Annotated in this window: 26 protein-coding genes, 3 tRNA genes and 2 pseudogenes; 11 read left to right on the forward strand and 20 right to left on the reverse strand. The window is 49.2% G+C overall.

Annotated features, from left to right (window positions below):
- Positions 1–60: 60 nt before the first annotated feature.
- The 4 genes from K0778_RS18215 to K0778_RS18230 all read right to left on the reverse strand — a co-directional run bounded on the left by K0778_RS18215 (position 61) and on the right by K0778_RS18230 (position 3078).
- Complete coding sequence (locus tag K0778_RS18215; RefSeq protein ID WP_153449111.1) at positions 61–495, reverse strand: DUF2787 family protein; 435 nt, start codon at positions 493–495, stop codon at positions 61–63.
- A gap of 72 nt (positions 496–567) precedes the next feature.
- Entirely contained in the window at positions 568–1101 is a 534-nt protein-coding gene (locus K0778_RS18220) for a hypothetical protein (RefSeq protein ID WP_000045627.1), read from the reverse strand.
- A 25-nt stretch (positions 1102–1126) separates the two neighbouring features.
- Positions 1127–1498: a hypothetical protein gene (locus K0778_RS18225; RefSeq protein ID WP_223400808.1), complete on the reverse strand. Its 372-nt coding sequence runs from the start codon at positions 1496–1498 to the stop codon at positions 1127–1129.
- A 377-nt stretch (positions 1499–1875) separates the two neighbouring features.
- Positions 1876–3078 carry a site-specific integrase gene (locus tag K0778_RS18230; protein WP_001721489.1) on the reverse strand — a complete coding sequence of 401 codons (1203 nt, stop codon included), beginning with the start codon at positions 3076–3078 and terminating at the stop codon, positions 1876–1878.
- A gap of 80 nt (positions 3079–3158) precedes the next feature.
- Between K0778_RS18230 and K0778_RS18235 the strand changes: the two are divergent.
- Positions 3159–3899 (forward strand): annotated as a pseudogene (locus K0778_RS18235) (hypothetical protein).
- 241 nt (positions 3900–4140) lie between these two features.
- Here the strand turns inward: K0778_RS18235 and K0778_RS18240 are convergent.
- The 6 genes from K0778_RS18240 to uvrY all read right to left on the reverse strand — a co-directional run bounded on the left by K0778_RS18240 (position 4141) and on the right by uvrY (position 7685).
- Positions 4141–4227, reverse strand: a tRNA-Leu gene (locus K0778_RS18240).
- A gap of 12 nt (positions 4228–4239) precedes the next feature.
- A tRNA-Cys gene (locus K0778_RS18245) sits at positions 4240–4313 on the reverse strand.
- Between the two features lie 54 nt (positions 4314–4367).
- Positions 4368–4443 (reverse strand) — tRNA-Gly (locus tag K0778_RS18250).
- 151 nt (positions 4444–4594) lie between these two features.
- The gene (gene pgsA, locus K0778_RS18255; protein WP_001160187.1) at positions 4595–5143 is read right to left on the reverse strand and encodes a CDP-diacylglycerol--glycerol-3-phosphate 3-phosphatidyltransferase; all 549 of its coding nucleotides are present in this window, start codon (positions 5141–5143) and stop codon (positions 4595–4597) included.
- A gap of 56 nt (positions 5144–5199) precedes the next feature.
- Positions 5200–7032 (reverse strand): excinuclease ABC subunit UvrC, encoded by a 1833-nt coding sequence (gene uvrC, locus K0778_RS18260; protein ID WP_161997271.1) that lies wholly within the window; start codon positions 7030–7032, stop codon positions 5200–5202.
- A complete protein-coding gene (gene uvrY, locus K0778_RS18265; RefSeq protein ID WP_000611336.1) occupies positions 7029–7685 on the reverse strand; it encodes a UvrY/SirA/GacA family response regulator transcription factor in 657 nt (218 codons plus the stop codon). The genes uvrC and uvrY overlap by 4 nt, the downstream gene beginning before the upstream one ends.
- A gap of 141 nt (positions 7686–7826) precedes the next feature.
- On the opposite strand from uvrY, the pseudogene K0778_RS28360 reads away from it, so the two are divergent.
- The 3 genes and pseudogenes from K0778_RS28360 to yecF all read left to right on the forward strand — a co-directional run bounded on the left by K0778_RS28360 (position 7827) and on the right by yecF (position 8368).
- Positions 7827–7943 (forward strand): annotated as a pseudogene (locus tag K0778_RS28360) (transcriptional regulator).
- A gap of 37 nt (positions 7944–7980) precedes the next feature.
- On the forward strand, positions 7981–8157 hold the full coding sequence (gene yecU / locus K0778_RS18270; RefSeq protein ID WP_000590344.1) for a protein YecU: 177 nt from the start codon (positions 7981–7983) through the stop codon (positions 8155–8157).
- Positions 8144–8368 (forward strand): DUF2594 family protein YecF, encoded by a 225-nt coding sequence (gene yecF / locus K0778_RS18275; RefSeq protein ID WP_000106474.1) that lies wholly within the window; start codon positions 8144–8146, stop codon positions 8366–8368. The genes yecU and yecF overlap by 14 nt, the downstream gene beginning before the upstream one ends.
- A 67-nt stretch (positions 8369–8435) precedes the next feature.
- Here yecF and sdiA read toward each other — a convergent pair whose 3' ends face one another.
- The 8 genes from sdiA to K0778_RS18315 all read right to left on the reverse strand — a co-directional run bounded on the left by sdiA (position 8436) and on the right by K0778_RS18315 (position 15964).
- A complete protein-coding gene (gene sdiA / locus K0778_RS18280) occupies positions 8436–9158 on the reverse strand; it encodes a transcriptional regulator SdiA (RefSeq protein WP_001154273.1) in 723 nt (240 codons plus the stop codon).
- A 229-nt stretch (positions 9159–9387) separates the two neighbouring features.
- Positions 9388–10140, reverse strand: a complete 753-nt coding sequence (gene tcyN / locus K0778_RS18285; RefSeq protein ID WP_001272994.1) for an L-cystine ABC transporter ATP-binding protein TcyN — start codon at positions 10138–10140, stop codon at positions 9388–9390.
- Entirely contained in the window at positions 10137–10805 is a 669-nt protein-coding gene (tcyL, locus tag K0778_RS18290; RefSeq protein ID WP_001158220.1) for a cystine ABC transporter permease, read from the reverse strand. Before tcyL ends, tcyN begins: the two co-directional genes overlap by 4 nt.
- 14 nt (positions 10806–10819) lie before the next feature.
- Positions 10820–11806 carry a D-cysteine desulfhydrase gene (gene dcyD / locus K0778_RS18295; protein WP_001128215.1) on the reverse strand — a complete coding sequence of 329 codons (987 nt, stop codon included), beginning with the start codon at positions 11804–11806 and terminating at the stop codon, positions 10820–10822.
- A 104-nt stretch (positions 11807–11910) separates the two neighbouring features.
- A complete protein-coding gene (gene tcyJ / locus K0778_RS18300) occupies positions 11911–12711 on the reverse strand; it encodes a cystine ABC transporter substrate-binding protein (RefSeq protein WP_001295643.1) in 801 nt (266 codons plus the stop codon).
- Between the two features lie 87 nt (positions 12712–12798).
- Positions 12799–13350: a flagella biosynthesis regulatory protein FliZ gene (gene fliZ / locus K0778_RS18305; protein ID WP_001373604.1), complete on the reverse strand. Its 552-nt coding sequence runs from the start codon at positions 13348–13350 to the stop codon at positions 12799–12801.
- Between the two features lie 45 nt (positions 13351–13395).
- Positions 13396–14115 (reverse strand): RNA polymerase sigma factor FliA, encoded by a 720-nt coding sequence (gene fliA, locus K0778_RS18310; RefSeq protein WP_001087467.1) that lies wholly within the window; start codon positions 14113–14115, stop codon positions 13396–13398.
- A 163-nt stretch (positions 14116–14278) separates the two neighbouring features.
- Positions 14279–15964: a FliC/FljB family flagellin gene (locus tag K0778_RS18315; RefSeq protein ID WP_000079746.1), complete on the reverse strand. Its 1686-nt coding sequence runs from the start codon at positions 15962–15964 to the stop codon at positions 14279–14281.
- Positions 15965–16229: 265 nt separating this feature from the next.
- Between K0778_RS18315 and fliD the strand changes: the two genes are divergently transcribed.
- The 4 genes from fliD to amyA all read left to right on the forward strand — a co-directional run bounded on the left by fliD (position 16230) and on the right by amyA (position 20001).
- Positions 16230–17636: a flagellar filament capping protein FliD gene (gene fliD / locus K0778_RS18320; RefSeq protein WP_000146784.1), complete on the forward strand. Its 1407-nt coding sequence runs from the start codon at positions 16230–16232 to the stop codon at positions 17634–17636.
- 24 nt (positions 17637–17660) lie between these two features.
- Positions 17661–18071 (forward strand): flagellar export chaperone FliS, encoded by a 411-nt coding sequence (fliS, locus tag K0778_RS18325; protein WP_000270663.1) that lies wholly within the window; start codon positions 17661–17663, stop codon positions 18069–18071.
- Entirely contained in the window at positions 18071–18436 is a 366-nt protein-coding gene (gene fliT / locus K0778_RS18330) for a flagella biosynthesis regulatory protein FliT (RefSeq protein ID WP_001015023.1), read from the forward strand. The genes fliS and fliT overlap by 1 nt, the downstream gene beginning before the upstream one ends.
- 77 nt (positions 18437–18513) lie before the next feature.
- Positions 18514–20001 (forward strand): alpha-amylase, encoded by a 1488-nt coding sequence (gene amyA, locus K0778_RS18335; RefSeq protein WP_001245699.1) that lies wholly within the window; start codon positions 18514–18516, stop codon positions 19999–20001.
- Positions 20002–20034: 33 nt separating this feature from the next.
- Here the strand turns inward: amyA and yedD are convergent, their stop codons facing one another.
- Complete coding sequence (yedD, locus tag K0778_RS18340) at positions 20035–20448, reverse strand: lipoprotein YedD (protein ID WP_001295642.1); 414 nt, start codon at positions 20446–20448, stop codon at positions 20035–20037.
- A gap of 186 nt (positions 20449–20634) precedes the next feature.
- On the opposite strand from yedD, the gene yedE reads away from it, so the two are divergent.
- From yedE to K0778_RS18355, 3 genes are all read left to right on the forward strand, one after another.
- On the forward strand, positions 20635–21840 hold the full coding sequence (gene yedE, locus K0778_RS18345; protein ID WP_000118901.1) for a selenium metabolism membrane protein YedE/FdhT: 1206 nt from the start codon (positions 20635–20637) through the stop codon (positions 21838–21840).
- Positions 21837–22070, forward strand: a complete 234-nt coding sequence (gene yedF / locus K0778_RS18350; RefSeq protein WP_000789493.1) for a sulfurtransferase-like selenium metabolism protein YedF — start codon at positions 21837–21839, stop codon at positions 22068–22070. Before yedE ends, yedF begins: the two co-directional genes overlap by 4 nt.
- A gap of 108 nt (positions 22071–22178) precedes the next feature.
- Positions 22179–22850, forward strand: a complete 672-nt coding sequence (locus K0778_RS18355) for an SOS response-associated peptidase (protein ID WP_000334599.1) — start codon at positions 22179–22181, stop codon at positions 22848–22850.
- A 39-nt stretch (positions 22851–22889) separates the two neighbouring features.
- On the opposite strand, the gene K0778_RS27740 is transcribed toward K0778_RS18355, so the two are convergent.
- Positions 22890–22993 (reverse strand): hypothetical protein (locus tag K0778_RS27740; RefSeq protein WP_249539887.1); only part of this gene is annotated, 104 nt, incomplete at its 5' end.

Genomic DNA, 22993 nt, shown 5'->3' on the forward strand with positions numbered 1-22993 from the left:
TGATGCACGCCACATGCAGTAGATTACAAAGCCGCCCGCTTTCTTCCTGTTCATAACGGGTCAACAACTTTCCACAGTTACCGTTACCCGGTAAATCCCCATAGAGAGATACTCCATAAAATTACGCTCCCACAGGGACCAGAGTTCATTCCTCTCTGCTGCCAGTGAAATATCCCCAATCAGATAATGGAAGACATAATTCCCCGACCAGCAAAAATCAATTTCTTTTTCCAGCTCAGGGTAGACACGCCCCATATAACTAAATTCTGTGACATAATCAAAATACCATTCATTATTCTTACGGACAAACCGTATTTCAACGGGATGAAAGCCCCCGGATTCTGCACTGTAGTCCGGATAACGGAAATTAATAACCACTGCCTCAGTTATTTTTTGTAAAACCTGATTTGCCAGAAGAGTAGTAATATGCTGCTGAAATTCTTTAGTAACAGGCAGAGTTAATCCTGCCTGTTTTAAGGCATATTGGGTTTGCATAATAAATTTTCCTTTAGAAAGTAAATAGCGGTGTGTGGTGATTTCTGGTTGTATAATAGTGCAGGAAATAAATTAATCCTCTGTAATCTTTTCCTGGCTACTGATCGTATTAAGTTTATTCAACCGCTCCCTCCAGTCCGGGTATAATACATGAGTAAATAACTTCTCTGGATGTGCCTCCAGCAGACATATATCCGGGGAGCGTAAAACAGCAGCCAGAAAACCTGCATTGTTGGCGCTTGCCCCTTTGAATAACGGCCTGAATACTCCGGATGAGAAGCCGGTAGCAGGTTGTGTTTCCAGAACGGTTGCAATCTTTGAAAGTGAGATCCAGTCCTTAGAGAACAACCCTCCACAGCCATTTGCCACCAGACGAAGATAAAGTTCATTGTCCACCTCTGATATCGCCAGTTGCCATGTCAGCATACCACTTGCCTTAGGACTGATTTTTTCTGCCTGGCCTGTTTCAATGAGCAACTGATAGTCTTTTACATCAGATAATGTTTGTTCATCTGCACTGAGATTTTCATGAATAACCTCTGCCTCATTTTTAATCTCCTTCGAAACTGACTCAACATTATTTTTAACTAATTTTGATTTACTCATTTTGCGTTCCTGGTTTTGCTTGTGTTTAATAGCGTGATTCGGCCATAGAAATTAATAAATCAATACCCTTCAGAGGGCAATCGGGGTGAAATAACAGATAAATACCGTTCCCGTTATCTTCCGTAACAGAAAGCATCAGGTAATAGTCATCTGTCAGACGGACTACAAATTCTGGATTTGCAATTAACTGATGAATCACATTTAATACCTGCGCTTTAATATCTTCAGGTACATCATCGGGCTCGACATATATTAATGTCACCCCGACTTCATCCCAGAAACTCATTGCAGAGTATTCATCTTCAAATGGGAGTACCAGCTCTGTTTTCAACAGACTCATTACTGACTCCGGAAGAGATAGTGATGGCAGACTTTGCCAGTTAGCGATAAACTTCATTAATCAATCCTTATAAGTAAAAAACCCCGATACGTTTTAAGTATCGGGGTTACATAGACAGGCTCAAGAATCTGGAATTTCCTTCAGTGGTCATCTATATTCTTTCATAATATCCACAATCCTTGCAGATCAGCACTGGCGCATTATTCCTTTCACGCTGTTCAAGGAATCTAAAGAGACGTTGTATCGCCCTGATGATTTCTTTAAGCAATTCTGGTAATTGCTCCGGGCTAATATAACCGGATGTCAATGTCAGAAACCGGTCATCGCGAGTCACCTTTGCTATATTTCCGGCAGTTTCTGTGACTGTATTCCGACAACCGCACTTAGGGCACTTTAACGGCATAATCATTCTCCACGTTTAAGAGATGCAAAAATCACTGTTCTTTACTGGTAGCTACGGGGGGTAAAAGAAGGTCGGTAACACCCTGCCCGGTCTGACGCATTCGCTCTGGTGTCAGTTTTGCGTAGCGCTCCGTACTCTGAATACTGGCATGCGCAAGCTGGGCTTTAACGTCATACAGACTGTACTGTCCGCTGGAGACAAGTAATGATGCGACGGAATGGCGCGTAGTGTGGAAACAGACTTCACTTTTATCTATCCCGCACTCTGCCAGTATTTTTTCATAGGCCCACCGGGGTTCTGATATTGGTTTTCCATTATCTTTTACGGCAAACAGATAGGGGTTGCTGCCAGCCCGTGGGATCGAATCAATAATGGATAATGCAACATCACTGAGATACACAGTTCTGCTGCGACCATTCTTAGTATAAGGAATGAATAACGACCTGTTATCCCGATCAATATGTTTGTGCATGACATTCAGCATTTCTGATTTGCGTGTACCGGTTAACAGCAGCATGGCTATCAGTCCCCCGGCTGCCTTATTGGGGTATCGTGCCGCAGCGTCGAGGATCCTTCTGATCTCATCGGCGTCAAAAAAGCGCGTCCGCTGATTATTCTCCTTCAGCAAAGGGATCTTATCGGCTTCATTCTTCTCTAAGACATCCTGTCGTAGCGCATAACGCCCCATAGTTTTCAGAATAGCCAGTGCCCTGTTACAGGTAGACGGTGCATACTGCTGGCCGTGAATACGACCCTCAAGCATGTCGAAAAGCACCTGCTGGATTTCCCGGGCCCTGAGATCGCAGTAACGTATCTTTCCCAGACGAGGTTCAATGTATTGCGTGAAACGCTGAACATCCTTATCCCAGGACTTTTTATGGCGCTTGATGAACGGAACATAGGTCTGGTGAAAAAACTCACTAAGCGTTGGCATCGCACGATAATTATCGCGCTCTGCCTTGGGGTCATTTCCAAGTGCAATCGCCTCCTTATGACGGCGAGCTATCTGGCGAGCTGTCCCCACATCAATTTCAGGGAATCTGCCAATACTGATACTTTTTTTGGTACCGTGGAATGTGTAGCGCAGGAGGAAACGTTTGTTACCCGTTCGACCTGAGAGACATTTGAGGCCAATAACTTCGGTATCAGATACCTCTAGCTCTGTAGATCTGGTATCTGTGTTTGCCGGAAGGGCTTTGATGGATGAATTGGTGAATCGGAAGGATTTTTGCATATTTATCCTCATGTATCTGATTGATATCATGGAGATAATATATATCTGAAGGTGTTTTTATTACGGGGCAGGATTGAAGAATGGAAAGGCTATTAGACGCGTACAAACGGATATTACAGGAAGTTGACGCCCAGTAATTTAACCTGAATGAAAATAAATACTCAGGCGTATTTTTACCCGTACCCTTTGAAGAATACTGGCACTCACCGGTAAAAATCATGCTGGTTGGACGTGAAACCGCTGGCTGGAATACGCTGAATGGTAAGAATACGATATCACGGGTGTTGGGACTTATACCTGACGTCACCATCGGGCAGGTGGTTGAAGAAGCTGTAGATCGTTACAGGAAACATCTTCCGGTACAAAATTATGGCACCGCCAACCTCAAATCACGTAGCCGCTTCACGCAATATCATTTCAGGCTGGCCCGGGAGCTTAATATTCTTCCCCAGGCAATCGTGTATGCCAATCTACTGGCGTGGGATTACGACGGACTGACCCCTCTCAATCGCCCTCAAAATGAAGTGCAGGAAGTCATATTAGCCTCGCTGAAGCTACTGGCGGTACAAATTAAACACCTTGAGCCTGATTTCATCATCTTTGCATCTGGAGCCCGGAGAACAGACTACATCATAAAACAGGTGCTTACTGAGCTAAGCGGCTATGAGACTTCTTCAGTCATTCCGGGGAAGCTATGGGAGTTCAAAACAGGTAATGCAATCTGTTTCAGAATTGCCCATCCACGGGCTATGCGCGGACACCAGAAGTACAGAGATGAGGTGATTGCACGAATTAAGCAACTTTGTACTCAGGGTGGCTAGAGCATTACAGCTTGCTCAGCAGGCCCCCCTTCCCGGAAGCGTACCGGAAAACAGGCAAAGCGGCCTGGTTCTCTATGCTGGAGGCGACACGTTCGATTCGTCATTGCCAGGCTGGAGATTGCAGCTCATCGCACCCCGTGAGCACAGGATATGCACAGGACATGAATTTCAGGCACAAAAAAACCACCCGGAGGTGGTTTCACGACACTGCTTATTGCTTTGATTATTCTGATGTTTCCCATGGTACCCGGAGTGGGACTTGAACCCACACAGCGCGAACGCCGAGGGATTTTAAATCCCTTGTGTCTACCGATTCCACCATCCGGGCTCGGGAAGAAAGTGGAGGCGCGTTCCGGAGTCGAACCGGACTAGACGGATTTGCAATCCGCTACATAACCGCTTTGTTAACGCGCCAAATTCTTCAGGCCTTTCAGCCAGACATCCGCTTGAGGCCGATGTCTTTTAAACTGGAGCGGGAAACGAGACTCGAACTCGCGACCCCGACCTTGGCAAGGTCGTGCTCTACCAACTGAGCTATTCCCGCATTCATCAAGCAATCAGTTAATCACTTGATTTTATTATCGTCTGGCAATCAGTGCCGCCGTTCGATGCGTTGCATTCTACTTACCTGGCGCGATGAGTCAACGATATTTTTCACCACTTTTGATCGTTTGCTGAAAATTGCACCGAAACGATCACTGATCAAGCAAATCTGCACGCGCAGCGCTCAAATATTGCAACATTGACCACAGAGTCAGTACCGCAGCCACAAAGAAAAGTGCAATACCGGCGTACTCAACCCAAATGTTCGGACGCCACAGCAGCCAGGCCAACGCCACCATCTGGGCCGTAGTTTTCACTTTCCCAATCCAGGAGACAGCCACGCTACTGCGTTTACCCAACTCCGCCATCCATTCGCGTAGCGCAGAAATAATAATTTCACGGGCGATCATCGTTGCCGCCGGTAAGGTCACCCACCAGCTGTGATAATGCTCGGTTACCAGCACCATGGCGATAGCCACGAGAACTTTATCTGCGACAGGGTCAAGGAAAGCACCAAACCGGGTACTCTGGTTCCAGCGGCGTGCCAGAAAACCATCGAACCAGTCAGTCACCGCCGCGACGCAGAAAATGAGCGCGGCGGCAAACGGCGACCAGGTGACAGGCAGATAAAAGACCAATACAAAGAATGGGATAAGGATGACACGGAACAGTGTAAGCAACGTAGGGATATTAAATTGCATAATGACGGGTAACTATCTGTTGTCAGTAAGATTACCCCTATGTTGCTACAGAGACATCAATGTTTCAACGACCAGAAGATCTTTTCTGCCAGACCTTGCGAAATACCCGGCACTTTTGCAATTTCCTCGACGCTGGCGTTACGTAAACCTTGCAAACCGCCCATATATTTCAACAACATTTGCCGACGTTTTGGCCCGACGCCTTCAATGGTTTCCAGGGAACTGGTATTTTTGACCTTCGCCCGTTTTTTACGGTGCCCGCCAATCGCGTGATCGTGTGATTCATCGCGAATATGCTGGATAACATGCAGCGCGGGAGAATCTGGCGGCAAACTGAATCCCTCACCTTCCGGCTCAAAGAACAGCGTTTCCAGCCCAGCCTTACGATCTGCTCCTTTGGCAACGCCAAGTAGCAGCGGATGATTTTTATCCCATGAGACATCCAGTTCGGCGAAGACATTTTTCGCCTGCGCAAGCTGGCCTTTGCCGCCGTCGATAAGGATCACATCCGGGATCTTACTGTCGTCAATGGCTTTACCATAACGCCGACGCAGCACCTGATTCATCGCCGCATAATCATCGCCCGGCGTGATGCCAGTAATGTTATAGCGCCGATACTCCGCACGCAGCGGGCCGTTAGCATCAAACACCACACAGGAAGCGACGGTTTGTTCGCCCATGGTATGGCTGATGTCAAAGCACTCCATCCGCTTCACTTCTGGCAATTTCAACACGCTGGCAAGCGCGGTCAGCCGCTGGTGAACGGTAGATTGCTGCGAAAGTTTGCTGGTTAAGGCCGTCGCCGCATTGGTGCGCGCGAGTTTCAGATAACGCGCTCTATCGCCACGAGGTTTGGTTTGAACATTAATCTTGCGTCCCGCCAGTTCTGAAAGGGAATCGGCGAGCAGCGTTTTATCGCTAAGATTAAAATCGAGCAGGATCTCACCCGGTAAGGTGCGCATCTGGCTGCCTTGTAAATAGAACTGACCTACGAAGGTTTCCACCACCTCGCTCAGTTCCGTACCGCCAGGCACTTTCGGGAAATAGCTACGGCTGCCGAGCACTTTGCCCTGACGAATGAACAATACGTGGACACAAGCCATGCCCGCATCGAACGCCACACCAATAACGTCAAGGTCGTCGCCGGTATTGGAAACAAACTGTTTTTCGGTGACGCGTCGCACCGCCTGAATTTGGTCGCGAATACGTGCCGCTTCTTCAAACTCCAGATTCTGGCTGGCAGTTTCCATACGGCTAATGAGTTGCGTAAGCACCTGATCATCTTTGCCAGACAAAAACAGGCGCACATACTCGACCTGCTGAGCGTATTCTTCTTCACTCACCAGTCCTTCAACGCACGGTCCCAGACAGCGCCCTATCTGATATTGCAGACACGGACGCGAGCGATTGCGATAAACACTATTTTCGCACTGGCGAATGGGGAAAATCTTTTGCAGTAGCGCCAGTGTTTCACGTACGGCATAGCCATTCGGGAACGGGCCGAAATATTCACCTTTGGCATGCTTTGCACCACGATGCATCGCCAGACGCGGGTGGGTATCGCCACTCAGGAAGATAAAAGGATAAGATTTATCATCGCGTAGCAAAACGTTGTAACGCGGCTGATAGAGTTTGATGTAGTTGTGTTCCAGCAACAGCGCTTCGGTTTCTGTATGAGTAACCGTTACATCAATTTGCTGGATCTGGGTGACCAGCGCTTCGGTTTTGCGCGAAGCGAGGTTGCTACGGAAATAGCTGGAAAGCCGTTTTTTCAGGTCTTTCGCTTTGCCGACATAGATAACCGTACCACCAGCATCGTACATGCGATAAACGCCTGGCTGGCTGGTTACGGTTTTTAAAAACGCTTTTGCGTCAAACTGATCACTCACTGACTTGATAATGTCTCCGCATTACACAGACCATGGCGAATTGCCAGGTGAGTCAGCTCAACATCGCCATGAATGTTTAGTTTACTGAACATACGATAGCGGTAGCTGTTCACCGTTTTCGGACTGAGATTGAGCTGTTCTGAGATCTCATTGACCTTCTGGCCATTGGTGATCATCAGCATAATCTGCAATTCACGTTCAGACAAACTGGCAAATGGGCTTTCTGTTTTTTCTGGTTCGATCTGGCTTAACGCCATTTGTTGAGCGATGTCAGAAGCAATGTAACGCTGCCCAGAATAGACAGAACGAATCGCACTCACGACTTCCTGCGGAGCCGCGCCTTTGCTGAGGTAGCCCGCAGCACCGGCCTGCATGACTTTCGCTGGTAAAGGGTTTTCTGTATGGACGGTAAGCATGATGATTTTGACATCAGCTGTGGAACGCGCGATTTTACGCGTCGCCTCAAGACCGCCAATGCCCGGCATACTCATGTCCATTAGCACCACGTCAACGGCATTTGTCCGGCACCACTTAACGGCGTCTTCACCGCACGATGCCTCACCGACGACTTTTATACCCTTTATATCTTCCAGAATGCGTCGTATCCCTGCGCGCACCAGTTCGTGGTCATCAACAAGTAGAACGTTGATCAAAGGAATATCTCCAGAAATAGGGATAACGCTACTGATAGTTAGTCATTCGTATATTAGCGGTTTTTATTGCAACTTTGAAACGTTAAAAATGGTGGGTATTCGATTTTTCTCTCGTTTTTGTCAATTCGATTGTCCACAGTTATGGTCACGCCCGTCACCAACGGCTGACCGGGTCGTTTCACAGTAAGCCCTGCGACGAAATGTGACAAAAATTACCTTTATTCAGCAAAAATGAAAATCAGCCCGCTGAATATGTAACATTAATTAACCCAAACAATACGGGCAAAAAACATTCATGATAAAAATATTTATTGGTCATTATATTAACGCATTTAATAGCACCGTTGACGATACGCTCAAAAAACAACCACTGCTATTTTTAGCAAAGCTTATGGTATACTCCGCCGCCTTAACATTTTTCACCGCAAATTTTCATTGCAACATGACGAGGAAAATAAATGAGTACGCCTGATTTTTCTACTGCCGAGAATAATCAAGAACTGGCAAATGAAGTCTCCTGCCTGAAAGCGATGCTGACGCTGATGCTGCAGGCGATGGGACAAGCTGACGCGGGCCGCGTGATGTTAAAGATGGAAAAACAGCTTGCGCTGATCGAAGACGAAACCCAGGCTGCAGTATTTTCCAAAACGGTTAAGCAAATTAAACAAGCCTACCGTCAGTAATATAAAACCGGCTGAGAGCGTGCCTTTCAGCCGGTTTTTGCATCTGGCACGCAGAACAGAAAAGAGATCAAATTAAGCCAGTAGCGGCCGCGTAACAGGCAACCTGCGTCTTATTTGGTGCATTAATTTTTTTCTGCATGTTTTTCTGGTGGAAATTGACCGTATTCTCAGAGATTGACAAAATCATCGCTATCTCTGCTGATGTCTTCCCTTCCGCCGTCCATTTCAAAATTTCTTTTTCGCGCTTGCTGAAATTCATCTCTGGCGTCATCACTATTTCATCATTTAAACGCATCAGAGCCATCAGACTTTCGCGCACCAGTAACTGCATTTTTAATTGCAGTTCATCACTAAGAATGGGTATTTCGCGCGCGCTGCTACGGGAAAAGGACAAAAAGCCCAGCGCCCGGTTTGGCAGCATTAAATACTGAGTGACACCGCGGCGTAAACCATGTGCGCGCGCGGCTTCCCATAACGGCTGTGCTTCGCTGAATAAGTCATCATTCCACATTAAATGGCCCTGACTAAAGTTTTCAGGGTTCAGCACCGGATCAATTGCGAGAAAGTTTTTTGCCTGATAATAACTAACCCACGCCTCAGGGTAATTGGTGTAGAAAGCCACTTTAGGTCGCGTGAATGGTACCGGGTGGCGAACACATAACGAATAGTAATCGTACTCTAGCTGCTGAGCCTGAAGCTCTATTTCATGGTAGACCTCTTCTGCGGCCTCCATCCTCTGAAAACGCAACAGCATCGTGCGACGCCAGCTGAAAAAATCCGTATCCTGCATAGTAAACCGCAACGCCCCTGAGAGTGAGTATCATTTATAATGATAATTCAAACTATCACATAAATAAGATTTATATATAATTTATATTATTCAGGCAATGAATTACTTTTGCAAGCCATCGCATTCTCTTATGTTATTAATGAGTTATGCTGATTTGTTAAGCTGTTTTATCACGCTTGAAATGGCGTCCCGCCCCGACAGGTGAATCGTCGGGGCTGATTTTTTCTTATTATTGCAGCAGAAACTTCTCGAGGAACTGGCGGGTGCGAGGCTGCTGGGGATCGGCAAATAACGCTTTTGCTGCCCCCTGCTCGACTATCCGCCCCTGGTCCATAAAAATCGCCCGGTCCGCAACATCCCGGGCAAAGCTCATTTCGTGCGTCACAATCACCATCGTGCGCTTTTCCTGCGCCAGCTGACGGATGGTGTTCAGGACTTCGCCCACCAGCTCTGGATCCAGCGCCGACGTTGGCTCGTCAAACAAAATCACCTCAGGACGCATTGCCAGCGCACGTGCAATCGCAACACGTTGCTGTTGACCGCCAGACAAACGACGTGGATAGCTGGTTTCTTTACCGGCCAGCCCAACTTTCGCCAACAGCTCGCGAGCGCGCGCCGTGGCCTCTTCTTTCGGTTCGCCTTTGACGATCACCGGCCCTTCAATAATGTTTTCCAGCACCGTACGATGCGGAAACAAATTAAAGTTCTGGAAGACAAACCCGACGTGCTGACGCAACTGGCGAATCAGCGATTTTTGCTGACTTAATGAACGTGCAGTATCAATAGTGATATCGCCAACGGTGATAGTTCCCGCTTCCGGTTGTTCCAGCAGATTTATGCTGCGTAGCAACGTGGTTTTGCCGGAACCACTCGGACCGATAATTGCCACCACTTCGCCAGGCTTTACCTCAAGGTCGATACCGTGCAGCACCGTCTGACCGTGAAATTTTTTCACCAGGTTCTTAACTTCAATGGCACTCATTTTGGTTCTCTCTCCTGGCGATTAAGTTGATTCTCAAAATGGTTCTGCAACGTCGATAATACTGTCGCCATGATCCAGTAGATGAGCGAAGCCGCCAGGTACATGGTGAACACCTCCAGCGTGCGCGAGGTAATCAACTGCGCCTGACGGAACAGCTCCGGCACCTGAATTGTCGCGGCCAGCGACGTATCTTTTACCAGGCTGATAAAGCTGTTCGACAGCGGCGGCAACGCCACCCGCGCCGCCTGTGGCAAAATCGCGCGACGCATAGTCTGCCATGGCGTCATACCAATACTGGCAGCTGCTTCCCACTGACCTTTATCAATAGAAGAAATGGCGGCGCGCAGCGTTTCGGCAGCATAGGCGGCAGTGTTGAGCGACAGACCAATCATTGCTGACGGAATGGGATCTAATTCGATACCAAACTGCGGCAGGCCGTAATAGATCATAAACAGTTGTGCGATGAGCGGTGTACCACGAAAAATAGAGATATAAAAACGCGCCAGCCAGCGCACGGGCCAGATTGGCGACAGGCGCATCAGCGCGAGAATAAACCCGAGCAGTAAGCCAAAAAACATGCCGCCGATACTGAGTTGCAGCGTATACCCAGCCCCTTTCAGCAGGAACGGCAAGGAATCAATAACCAGTTGTATACTTTCTTGCATGAGCGTTCCCGGAGCTAAACGTGGGGATGATAGGCGAACAGCGCAGGCGCACCGCCGGTATGAATAAACAGAATCGGCCCTTCATCTTTGAAACGTTTCTGACTGATACCGTCAATCAGACCCGCCATCGCTTTTCCGGTATACACAGGATCAAGCAGAATGCCTTCCAGCCGCGCCAGCAATTTCACTGCTTCCATGCCTTCGTCGTTCGGCACGCCGTAGCCAGGTGCAAAATAGTCATCCCAGAGTAAAATTTCCGCTGATGCGGTCAGCTCCAGTTCTTTCGCAATCGCCTGTTGTAGGTTAACCACTTTCGGCAATTGATCGGCAACGGAACGCGACACGGTCACGCCAATCAGTTCGCTTTCAGGCATCAGGTGTTCCAGCCCAACAGCCAGTCCGGCGTGAGTTCCGGCACTGCCCGATGCGACCACCACCGACGAAATATTAACCGCCCCTTCACACTGTTGCGCGATTTCCAGCGCACTCTCCACATAACCCAGCGCGCCCAGAGCATTAGAACCGCCAACCGGAATGACATACGGGCGAAAGCCTTGTGCTTCGACTCGCGTCGCCAGCTCTTCCAGTTGGGCATTGGGATCGGTCAGTGCGTCGCACATTTCAATCTGGGTATTGAACAGATCCAGCAACAAACGATTGCCGTTGGTTAAATAGTTTTCTGCGGTTGTACCAATAGGATTTTCCAGCAGCGCCACGCAGTGCAGACCGAGTTTCGCAGCGACTGCGGCAGTCTGGCGCACATGGTTAGACTGGATCGCCCCGGCAGTAATCAGCGTATCGGCACCTTCACGCAGAGCATCTGCCGCGAGAAATTCCAGCTTACGTAATTTATTGCCGCCCATTGCCATGGGTGTGACGTCATCCCGTTTGATGAAAATTTCCCGTCCAAGATAATCAGAAAAGCGCGGCAGATATTCGAGCGGCGTTGGCGCGCCGATAAACTCCAGCCGTGGAAAACGGGTTAAATTATGCAGTGGCATAACAGCCTCCGATGTATGTTGTTGTGATTTTCTTATTATGCACGCTGAAAACGCGTAAATAAAAAAGGCGCTAGTGAAAGCGCCCTTTTTTGTCATTATACTGATTATTTGGTCACATCAGCACCAAACCATTTTTCGGAAAGAGCTTGCAGAGTGCCGTCTTTTTGCATTTCCGCAATTGCATCATTCACCGCTTTCAGCAGGTCTTCATTTCCTTTACGCAGCGCCACGCCAGACTCCTGACGGGAGAATGCTTCACCGGTTACTGCCAGCGTATCGTTGGTTTTCTTCACCAGATCCAGCGCCGCCAGACGATCAACGAGGATCGCATCGATACGGCCTACGCGCAGATCCTGATATTTGGTCGGGTCATCATCATAGGTACGCACATCGACGCCCTGAACATTCTGACGCAGCCACTCTTCATAGTTGGTGCCCAGACCGACACCCACTTTTTTGCCTTTCAGATCAGCAGCCGTTTTAATGGTGCCTTCGTTACCTTTTTTCACCAGCGCCTGAATACCAGAAATGGTGTACGGGGTAGAGAAATCGTATTTTTTCTTGCGCTCGTCAGAAATGGTGACCTGGTTAATCACCACATCAATGCGTTTAGAGTCCAGCGACGCCAGCATACCGTCCCATTTGGTCGGTTTTAGTGACGCCTCAACGCCAAGATGTTTTGCCAGCTGTTGGGCAAATTCCACTTCAAAACCGGTTAATTTGCCGTCATCCCCCTGAAAACTGAACGGCGGATAAGTGCCTTCCAGCCCTACCAGCAGCGTGCCGCGCTCTTTGACTTTATTAAGCAGACCTTCATCTGCAAAACTTTTAACGCTCATGCCCGCAACCAGCGCCACGGCCATCACACCCATCAATGCCTGACGTCCCAGATGTGCTAATTTCATATTCACCCCGAATGTTGTTATGTCTGTTTGCAGTGTAGAGCCATTGTTTGTAAACACAAAAACAACTCCGCTACATCTTATTCTTATTTAATATATATCAGAAGCAGGCTGGCTGGAGGATTTCTGCACAAGTCCGGTACACGTTTGACGCTGATAGTGTTGATACTTCCGTAATGCGATGCGGTAATTGTTGGTGCTGGTGGTGGGCAGCCACGGGGCGAGGATTTCATCAAGGAAACCGTCCTGCAGCGGATCGAGGGAAATATTTTGCTCGTGTAGATGATTCCCCAAACGGCGCAAACGAACGACATATTCACGCACCGTACCTGGGCTCATTTCAGTTTGCTCAAAAAGAAATTGCTTAAAGCCGATAATATCGAAAAAATCACTCTGCGTTTTGCAATGTAAATCACCGCAAAATCGGCACAATGCCGCCCATGATTTTTGTTCCGTTTGCCAGCCATTTTCATCAAGCAGCGCGTCCAGGCGGGAAATCTCGATTTTATTCACTATTTTGCCGTCGCGAACGAGGGTAATGCGATCGAGTAATTTACGGCAATGCGCGCAATGAGTCTGGCTGTGTTTAAAGTCTTTAAGATAGCGGCTTAATGGCCGTCTTTTCAGGTGCTGCACCATCATTAAGAACTCCTGGTAGTCAAAATTAAAGTGCGGCATTTACTGACGTTATAACTTACCCAGTTTAGTGCGTAACCGTTTAATGGCCTGGCTGTGTAACTGACTGACCCGCGATTCCCCGACCTCCAGCACCGCGCCAATCTCTTTGAGATTCAGCTCTTCCTGGTAATAGAGGGTTAATACCAGTTTTTCGCGCTCCGGCAACGTTTCGATAGCTTCCATCACCCGCTGGCGCAGATTACTGTCCAGCAGTTGTTGTAGCGGGTTTTCTCGCTGATGATCATCAGTAACCAGTTCGATGCTATCGCCGTGCTCTTCGCGCCACTCATCGTAGGAGAAGAGCTGGCTGTTATTGGTGTCGAGCAACATTTGGCGATAATCGGCAATATCGATCCCTAAACGTTCCGCTACCTCAGTTTCCGTGGCGTTGCGGCCAAGTTCCTGCTCCAGTTGCCCTATTGCCTGTGCCACTTCACGCGCGTTGCGTCGCACGCTGCGCGGCACCCAGTCACGGCTGCGAAGTTCATCCAGCATAGCGCCACGGATACGCTGCACTGCGTAAGTTGTAAATGCCGTTCCTTGTAGGGCGTCATAGCGTTCGACGGCATTAAGTAACCCAATGCCGCCCGCCTGTAGCAGATCGTCAAGTTCCACGCTCGCGGGCAGTCGAACCTGCAGGCGCAATGCTTCGTGACGCACCAGCGGGACATAACGCTGCCACAGCGAGTGTTTATCCATTACACCTTCAGCGGTATAGAGTGAATTCACGATAAACAGCCCTGCGTTATATGAGTTATCGGCATGATTATCCGTTTCTGCAGGGTTTTTAATCGGACGATTAGTGGGTGAAATGAGGGGTTATTTGGGGGTTACGCAAAAAGCCAATTGTAAAAAACCCCGCCGGAGCGGGGTTTGAGAGGCATTCAGGCGATTAACCCTGCAGCAGAGACAGAACCTGCTGCGGTACCTGGTTGGCTTTTGCCAGCACGGAGTTGCCTGCCTGCTGGATGATCTGCGCTTTCGACATATTGGACACTTCGGTCGCATAGTCGGCGTCCTGAATACGGGACTGCGCTTCAGACAGATTGGTAGTGGTGTTGTTCAGGTTGGTGACTGCGGAATCCAGACGGTTCTGGATAGCACCCAGGGATGAACGGAATTTGTCGATCTGGCTGATTGCGTCGTCCAGAGCGGCCAGCGGGTTAGCTGTAGCTTCTGATTTACTTGTAGTTTCTGTAGTCAGAGAACCATCCGCCGCCGCATAAACAGCAGCGCCTTTATCATCATAGATATTGCCATTCGCAAATTCATGATAAGTTTCTGTAACAGTGGCTTTGTCATCAGTAGTTAATTTACCACTAGCATCAACATAAACATTTTTAGCATCAGCAGTCGTTTTTACTGTGTTATTAGTAGCTACAGCGTAAGATTCTGCACCATTTACTACGGTATAGGCCTTACCTGTCAACTCATTAGTCATTGCAGCGGCTGAAATAGATGCGCCAGTGATATCTACAGTGCTGTTCACTTTATCAAGGGTGACAGACATGCCGCTATCGAAGTCAATCCTTGTATCATCAACTGAATTAGCACCAGTAAGGACATCATTCAATGTTGCCTGAGTTAAAGTATCAGAGCCGTTCTTAGTCAAATTACCAGTGGAATCGATATATAAAGCTTTACCATCAGTATCAGTAATTTTCCCATCTTTAGCGATGTTTACTTCTTGAGCAGAACCATCGATGGTGATTTTTGCAGTATTCGTATCTGTACCAAAAGTACCTTGCAGGCTGGACGCGGCACCAGCTACTGCAGCCCCCGTAGAATCAAAGGTATAGGATTTAGTGCTATCGTGATATGTATAAGCACTTGTTGCAGCAATCCCTAAACCATTACCAGTACCGGTGTAATTGATTGTGCTGCCATCTTTAACTGCTGCTAGTACGTTTACTGCAGTTGCCGCATCGAAATTAGTCGTAGTTGATTTAGTCCAAGTACTATTACCATTTGAATCCACAACGCCTTGTGTAAAACCGGCGGTAGTCAGATTTGCATCCGTCGCTTTAGCATTATCAACCGCTGCTTTGCCATTCACGTTAAAACCAGTCAGTTTCAGCGTAGAAGAGTCAATCTTCTTCAGGTCGATAGTGATGGTCTGGCCATCGTTCGCGCCAACCTGAATTTTCATGGAACCGTCTTTTGCCAGTACGTTCACGCCGTTGAACTGGGTCTGACCGGATACGCGGTCAATTTCGTCCAGACGGGATTTAATTTCGTCCTGGATAGAGTCCAGGTCAGACTGGGAGTTGGTACCGGTGGTTGCCTGAACGGTCAGTTCACGCACACGCTGTAAGTTGTTGTTGATTTCGGACAGCGCGCCTTCGGTGGTCTGCGCAACAGAAATACCGTCGTTGGCGTTACGTGCAGCCTGAGTCAGGCCTTTAATGTTAGAAGTAAAACGGTTAGCAATCGCCTGACCTGCGGCGTCATCCTTCGCGCTGTTAATACGCAAGCCAGAAGACAGACGCTCGATAGAACTCGACAGCGCAGACTGGTTCTTGTTGATATTATTTTGAGTGATCAGCGAGAGGCTGTTGGTATTAATGACTTGTGCCATGATTCGTTATCCTATATTGCAAGTCGTTGATTACGTATTGGGTTTCCACCCGTCGGCTCAATCGCCGTCAACCCTGTTATCGTCTGTCGTAAAACAACCTTTAGAATTTTTTTCACAAACAGCCATTTTTTGTTAGTCGCCGAAATACTCTTTTCTCTGCCCCTTATTCCCGCTATTAAAAAAAACAATTAAACGTAAACTTTGCGCAATTCAGGCCGATAACCCCGGTATTCGTTTTACGTGTCGAAAGATAAAAGGAAATCGCATGGCAAGTATTTCATCGCTGGGAGTCGGGTCAGGTCTGGATTTAAGTTCAATCCTTGATAGCCTCACCGCCGCGCAAAAAGCGACGCTAACCCCTATTTCAAATCAGCAATCGTCGTTTACCGCTAAACTTAGCGCCTACGGTACGCTGAAAAGCGCGCTGACAACTTTCCAGACCGCCAATACTGCATTGTCTAAAGCCGATCTTTTTTCCGCCACCAGCACTACCAGCAGCACCACCGCGTTCAGTGCCACCACCGCGGGTAACGCCATCGCCGGGAAATACACCATCAGTGTCACCCATCTGGCGCAGGCGCAAACCCTGACCACGCGCACCACCAGAGACGATACGAAAACGGCGATCGCCACCAGCGACAGTAAACTCACCATTCAACAAGGCGGCGACAAAGATCCGATTACCATTGATATCAGCGCAGCTAACTCGTCGTTAAGCGGGATCCGTGATGCTATCAACAACGCAAAAGCAGGCGTAAGCGCAAGCATCATTAACGTGGGTAACGGTGAATATCGTCTGTCAGTCACATCAAATGATACCGGCCTTGATAATGCGATGACGCTCTCGGTCAGTGGTGATGATGCGCTACAAAGTTTTATGGGCTATGACGCCAGTGCCAGCAGCAACGGCATGGAGGTTTCGGTCGCCGCCCAAAATGCGCAGCTGACGGTCAACAACGTCGCCATCGAGAACAGCAGCAACACCATCAGCGACGCGCTGGAAAACATCACCCTGAACCTGAACGATGTCACCACGGGCAACCAGACGCTGACCATCACTCAGGACACCTCCAAAGCGCAAACAGCGATTAAAGACTGGGTGAATGCCTATAACTCGCTAATAGATACCTTCAGCAGCCTGACCAAATACACCGCCGTAGATGCGGGAGCTGATAGCCAGAGTTCTAGTAATGGCGCACTGCTCGGCGACTCCACGCTGCGGACGATTCAGACGCAGTTGAAGTCGATGCTGAGTAATACCGTCAGTTCTTCCAGCTATAAAACGTTGGCGCAGATTGGTATCACGACCGATCCCAGCGATGGCAAACTGGAACTGGATGCCGACAAACTCACCGCTGCACTGAAAAAAGATGCCAGCGGCGTAGGTGCATTGATTGTTGGCGATGGTAAAAAAACCGGCATCACAACCACCATCGGCAGCAACCTGACCAGTTGGCTTTCGACAACGGGCATTATTAAAGCCGCTACCGATGGCGTTAGTAAAACCCTGAATAAGTTAACTAAAGACTACAACGCCGCCAGCGATCGCATTGATGCGCAGGTCGCGCGCTACAAAGAACAATTTACCCAACTGGACGTTTTAATGACCTCGTTAAACAGCACCAGCAGCTACTTAACGCAGCAGTTCGAAAACAACAGTAATTCCAAGTAATCATTATTCATCGGGAGACAGGTCATGTACGCGGCAAAAGGCACCCAGGCCTATGCACAAATTGGCGTCGAAAGCGCCGTAATGAGCGCCAGCCAGCAGCAGCTGGTCACCATGCTATTTGATGGAGTGCTGAGCGCACTGGTTAGAGCGCGCCTGTTTATGCAGGACAACAATCAGCAAGGCAAAGGCGTCTCTTTGTCAAAAGCGATCAACATCATTGAGAACGGACTGCGGGTGAGTCTTGATGAAGAGAGCAAAGACGAACTAACCCAAAACTTGATTGCTCTTTATAGCTATATGGTCAGGCGCTTGCTGCAAGCCAATTTACGCAACGATGTCTCCGCAGTCGAAGAAGTGGAAGCATTAATGCGCAATATTGCCGATGCCTGGAAAGAGTCGTTACTCTCCCCTTCTTTGATTCAGGACCCAGTCTGATGAACCACGCACCGCATTTGTATTTCGCCTGGCAACAACTCGTCGAAAAAAGCCAGCTCATGTTACGCCTGGCAACAGAAGAACAATGGGACGAACTCATCGCCAGCGAGATGGCGTATGTGAATGCGGTGCAGGAGATTGCACATCTGACTGAAGAGATTGACCCGTCCACCACGATGCAGGAGCAGCTCCGCCCGATGCTGCGCCTGATTCTCGACAACGAAAGCAAGGTAAAGCAGTTATTACAGATTCGGATGGATGAACTGGCGAAACTGGTCGGTCAGTCATCGGTGCAAAAATCGGTGTTAAGTGCCTATGGCGATCAGGGCGGCTTTGTGCTGGCTCCGCAGGATAATCTCTTTTGAATCTGAATGAGTCGATGGCTCGCGAATAATCCGATTACGGCTACGCTTCTAATGTTCCCCTTGAATGGAGTCGAAGAATGCGTAATCCCACGCTGTTACAATGTTTTCACTGGTATTACCCGGAAGGCGGTAAGCTCTGGCCTGAACTGGCCGAGCGCGCCGACGGTTTTAATGATATTGGTATCAATATGGTCTGGTTGCCGCCCGCCTATAAAGGCGCATCGGGCGGGTATTCGGTCGGCTACGACTCCTATGATTTATTTGATTTAGGCGAGTTTGATCAGAAAGGCAGCATCCCCACTAAATATGGCGATAAAGCACAACTGCTGGCCGCCATTGATGCTCTGAAACGTAATGACATTGCGGTGCTGTTGGACGTGGTAGTCAACCACAAAATGGGCGCGGATGAAAAAGAAGCTATTCGCGTGCAGCGTGTAAATGCTGATGACCGTACGCAAATTGACGAAGAAATCATTGAGTGTGAAGGCTGGACGCGTTACACCTTCCCCGCTCGTGCCGGGCAATACTCGCAGTTTATCTGGGATTTCAAATGTTTTAGCGGTATCGACCATATCGAAAACCCTGATGAAGATGGCATATTTAAAATTGTTAACGACTACACCGGCGAAGGCTGGAACGATCAGGTTGATGATGAATTAGGTAATTTCGATTATCTGATGGGCGAGAATATCGATTTCCGCAATCATGCCGTGACGGAAGAGATTAAATACTGGGCGCGCTGGGTGATGGAACAAACGCAATGCGACGGTTTTCGTCTTGATGCGGTCAAACATATACCGGCATGGTTTTATAAAGAGTGGATCGAACACGTACAAGAAGTTGCGCCAAAGCCGCTGTTTATTGTGGCGGAATACTGGTCGCATGAAGTTGATAAGCTGCAAACGTATATTGATCAGGTGGAAGGCAAAACCATGCTGTTTGATGCGCCGCTGCAGATGAAATTCCATGAAGCATCGCGCATGGGGCGCGACTACGACATGACGCAGATTTTCACGGGTACATTAGTGGAAGCCGATCCTTTCCACGCCGTGACGCTCGTTGCCAATCACGACACCCAACCGTTGCAAGCCCTCGAAGCGCCGGTCGAACCGTGGTTTAAACCGCTGGCGTATGCTCTAATTTTGTTGCGGGAAAATGGCGTTCCTTCGGTGTTCTATCCGGACCTCTACGGTGCGCATTACGAAGATGTCGGTGGTGACGGGCAAACCTATCCAATAGATATGCCAATAATCGAACAGCTTGATGAGTTAATTCTCGCCCGTCAGCGTTTCGCCCACGGTGTACAGACGTTATTTTTCGACCATCCGAACTGCATTGCCTTTAGCCGCAGTGGCACCGACGAATATCCCGGCTGCGTGGTGGTCATGTCGAACGGGGATGATGGCGAAAAAACCATTCATCTGGGAGAGAATTACGGCAATAAAACCTGGCGTGATTTTCTGGGGAACCGGCAAGAGAGCGTAGTAACCGACGAAAACGGTGAAGCGACCTTCTTTTGCAACGGCGGCAGCGTCAGCGTGTGGGTTATCGAAGAGGTGATTTAAATTCATCCCCGGCGGCAAGCCGGGGAGATTTCATTACGGCAGTGGCGTCGGTAACGGCGCTTTATCCAGCGCAGCGGCACACTCTGCCGTCGGGCGATCCACACGCTCCATCGTCATACCATCGTACTCAATGGTGTTACCGTCACGCTCAACCTCGTACAGCTCACGTTTTACGGTAACGTTAGTGAGATCATCTGACATCAATGTCAACTTGCCCGGCACGGCAATCACCCGCTGCCACTGACGGCAATCCAGGGTATCGCCCTCTTTAGTGACAATCAGGCTGCCTATCGCTTCCGGACTGACCAGCGCACGTTGCGGCCCTTTGGTCTGCCAGTAGCCCGCCAGCCAGTCCGGCGCGGGGGTTTTCACGACATTGTTATAGTTTTCGACTTCGGCACAGCCCGCCAACAACATGAGCGCGCCTGCAATTGCGAGTTTTTTCATCATTCGTCCTGCATGAGAAGAAAAGAGGATTGTGGCATTAAAGCCCTGATGTCGCCAGCCTTTCCAGGTTCAGAGAGAAATTTGATCTAACTATTATTTTTGTGAATTATTACCCCGAAAATAAATTTGCATGATGTATGATTCGCGACTCTTGTTTCAAACCTTCTGAGTTCAGAGGCTACATTCATGTCATGGCAGCAATTCAAACACGCCTGGTTGATTAAATTCTGGGCACCCATCCCTGCGGTCATCGCGGCGGGTATTCTCTCCACTTACTATTTTGGCATTACTGGCACCTTTTGGGCTGTCACGGGTGAATTTACCCGTTGGGGCGGCCAGCTCCTGCAGCTGTTTGGCGTCCATGCTGAAGAGTGGGGTTATTTTAAAATTATCCATCTGGAAGGATCGCCATTAACCCGCATCGACGGGATGATGATCCTCGGCATGTTTGGCGGCTGCTTTGCCGCAGCGCTGTGGGCCAACAATGTCAAACTACGCATGCCGCGCAGCCGTATCCGCATTATGCAGGCCATTATTGGCGGTATTATCGCCGGTTTTGGCGCGCGTCTGGCAATGGGCTGTAACCTGGCGGCGTTCTTTACCGGCATTCCTCAGTTCTCGCTGCATGCCTGGTTCTTTGCCATCGCCACTGCCATTGGTTCATGGTTTGGCGCGCGCTTTACCCTGCTGCCCATCTTCCGTATTCCCGTGAAAATGCAGAAAGTTTCTGCCGCCTCACCGCTGACGCAAAAACCGGATCAGGCGCGGCGTCGTTTTCGTCTCGGGATGCTGGTCTTTTTCGGCATGCTGGGCTGGGCGCTGCTCACGGCGATGAACCAACCCAAACTGGGGCTGGCAATGCTGTTTGGCGTCGGCTTTGGTTTACTGATTGAACGTGCGCAAATCTGCTTTACTTCGGCGTTCCGCGATATGTGGATCACCGGACGTACCCACATGGCGAAAGCAATCATTATTGGTATGGCGGTGAGTGCCATCGGGATCTTCAGTTACGTACAGTTAGGTGTTGAACCCAAAATCATGTGGGCGGGACCAAACGCGGTAATTGGTGGTTTACTGTTTGGTTTTGGCATCGTGCTGGCAGGCGGCTGCGAAACCGGTTGGATGTACCGCGCGGTAGAAGGTCAGGTGCACTACTGGTGGGTCGGTCTGGGCAATGTGATCGGCTCAACCATTCTGGCGTATTACTGGGATGATTTCGCTCCGGCGCTGGCCACCGACTGGGACAAAATCAACCTGCTGAAAACCTTTGGCCCGATGGGTGGCCTGCTGGTGACATATTTGCTGTTGTTTACTGCGCTGATGTTGATTATCGGCTGGGAAAAACGCTTCTTCCGCCGTGCGGCACCGCAGACTGCTAAGGAGATCGCATGAAAAATATCATTCCTGATTACCGTCTTGATATGGTGGGTGAACCCTGCCCTTATCCGGCAGTCGCAACCCTTGAGGCGATGCCGCAGTTAAAAAAAGGTGAGATCCTGGAAGTGGTGAGCGACTGTCCGCAGTCGATCAATAATATTCCACTGGATGCGCGTAATCACGGCTATACGGTGCTGGATATTCAGCAAGACGGGCCAACCATTCGTTATTTAATTCAGAAGTAATCCCTCATTCCCGCTGTGGCCAACAGCGGGAACATCGTTACCTCTGTATCACATAGATTTTACCCGCCCCCTCTCCTATTCTTTTCAGTATGATCTCAGGAGGTTTCTATGTGTGGACGCTTTGCCCAATCCCAAACGCGTGAAGATTACCTTGCGCTTCTCGCGGAAGATATTGAACGCGATATTCCCTACGATCCCGAACCCATTGGCAGATACAACGTCGCGCCGGGAACCAAAGTTCTTCTGCTCAGTGAACGTGATGAACACCTTCATCTGGATCCGGTTTTCTGGGGATATGCTCCCGGATGGTGGGATAAACCGCCGCTGATTAACGCCCGCGTAGAAACTGCGGCCACCAGTCGTATGTTTAAACCGCTCTGGCAACATGGTCGGGCAATCTGTTTTGCCGATGGCTGGTTTGAGTGGAAAAAAGAAGGCGACAAAAAACAGCCTTATTTTATCTATCGCGCTGATGGACAACCTGTTTTTATGGCCGCGATAGGTAGCACACCGTTTGAGCGCGGTGACGAAGCCGAAGGATTTTTAATTGTCACTGCAGCAGCAGACCAGGGTCTGGTAGATATTCATGACCGCCGCCCGCTGGTTCTGTCGCCAGAAGCTGCACAGGAATGGATGCGGCAAGAGATTGGCGGTAAAGAAGCATCAGAAATTGCTACCAACGGCTGTGTGCCAGCAAACCAGTTCACCTGGCACCCGGTATCGCGCGCGGTAGGTAATGTCAAAAACCAGGGCGCGGAGTTAATTCAACCTGTTTGTTGACATCCTCCACGCCCTGAAGGACGAGGATCCCTGCTACGTTCAGGCTGTCGCCTGAATCATTTCGGTGGGTTCCTGCTTCAACGGGCGGCCTGACTGCACCATCTCTCCACAGGCAAGAACGGCGTGTCCCGCCGCTAAAATGT

The organism is Escherichia sp. XD33 (assembly GCF_019375075.1).
Lineage (GTDB): Bacteria > Pseudomonadota > Gammaproteobacteria > Enterobacterales > Enterobacteriaceae > Enterobacter > Enterobacter flexneri_A.

Coding starts and splice junctions, on each gene's coding strand:
- K0778_RS18230 (WP_001721489.1), bottom strand. CDS start 3,078: ATGCAAAAATCCTTCCGATTCACCAATTCATCCATCAAAGCCCTTCCG.
- K0778_RS18220 (WP_000045627.1), bottom strand. CDS start 1,101: ATGAGTAAATCAAAATTAGTTAAAAATAATGTTGAGTCAGTTTCGAAG.
- fliZ (WP_001373604.1), bottom strand. CDS start 13,350: ATGATGGTGCAGCACCTGAAAAGACGGCCATTAAGCCGCTATCTTAAA.
- fliS (WP_000270663.1), top strand. CDS start 17,661: ATGTACGCGGCAAAAGGCACCCAGGCCTATGCACAAATTGGCGTCGAA.
- sdiA (WP_001154273.1), bottom strand. CDS start 9,158: ATGCAGGATACGGATTTTTTCAGCTGGCGTCGCACGATGCTGTTGCGT.
- fliT (WP_001015023.1), top strand. CDS start 18,071: ATGAACCACGCACCGCATTTGTATTTCGCCTGGCAACAACTCGTCGAA.
- tcyL (WP_001158220.1), bottom strand. CDS start 10,805: ATGCAAGAAAGTATACAACTGGTTATTGATTCCTTGCCGTTCCTGCTG.
- yedF (WP_000789493.1), top strand. CDS start 21,837: ATGAAAAATATCATTCCTGATTACCGTCTTGATATGGTGGGTGAACCC.
- K0778_RS18315 (WP_000079746.1), bottom strand. CDS start 15,964: ATGGCACAAGTCATTAATACCAACAGCCTCTCGCTGATCACTCAAAAT.
- K0778_RS18355 (WP_000334599.1), top strand. CDS start 22,179: ATGTGTGGACGCTTTGCCCAATCCCAAACGCGTGAAGATTACCTTGCG.
- yedD (WP_001295642.1), bottom strand. CDS start 20,448: ATGAAAAAACTCGCAATTGCAGGCGCGCTCATGTTGTTGGCGGGCTGT.
- amyA (WP_001245699.1), top strand. CDS start 18,514: ATGCGTAATCCCACGCTGTTACAATGTTTTCACTGGTATTACCCGGAA.
- K0778_RS18225 (WP_223400808.1), bottom strand. CDS start 1,498: ATGAAGTTTATCGCTAACTGGCAAAGTCTGCCATCACTATCTCTTCCG.
- yecF (WP_000106474.1), top strand. CDS start 8,144: ATGAGTACGCCTGATTTTTCTACTGCCGAGAATAATCAAGAACTGGCA.
- yedE (WP_000118901.1), top strand. CDS start 20,635: ATGTCATGGCAGCAATTCAAACACGCCTGGTTGATTAAATTCTGGGCA.
- tcyJ (WP_001295643.1), bottom strand. CDS start 12,711: ATGAAATTAGCACATCTGGGACGTCAGGCATTGATGGGTGTGATGGCC.
- fliD (WP_000146784.1), top strand. CDS start 16,230: ATGGCAAGTATTTCATCGCTGGGAGTCGGGTCAGGTCTGGATTTAAGT.
- yecU (WP_000590344.1), top strand. CDS start 7,981: ATGATAAAAATATTTATTGGTCATTATATTAACGCATTTAATAGCACC.
- dcyD (WP_001128215.1), bottom strand. CDS start 11,806: ATGCCACTGCATAATTTAACCCGTTTTCCACGGCTGGAGTTTATCGGC.
- pgsA (WP_001160187.1), bottom strand. CDS start 5,143: ATGCAATTTAATATCCCTACGTTGCTTACACTGTTCCGTGTCATCCTT.
- tcyN (WP_001272994.1), bottom strand. CDS start 10,140: ATGAGTGCCATTGAAGTTAAGAACCTGGTGAAAAAATTTCACGGTCAG.
- K0778_RS18215 (WP_153449111.1), bottom strand. CDS start 495: ATGCAAACCCAATATGCCTTAAAACAGGCAGGATTAACTCTGCCTGTT.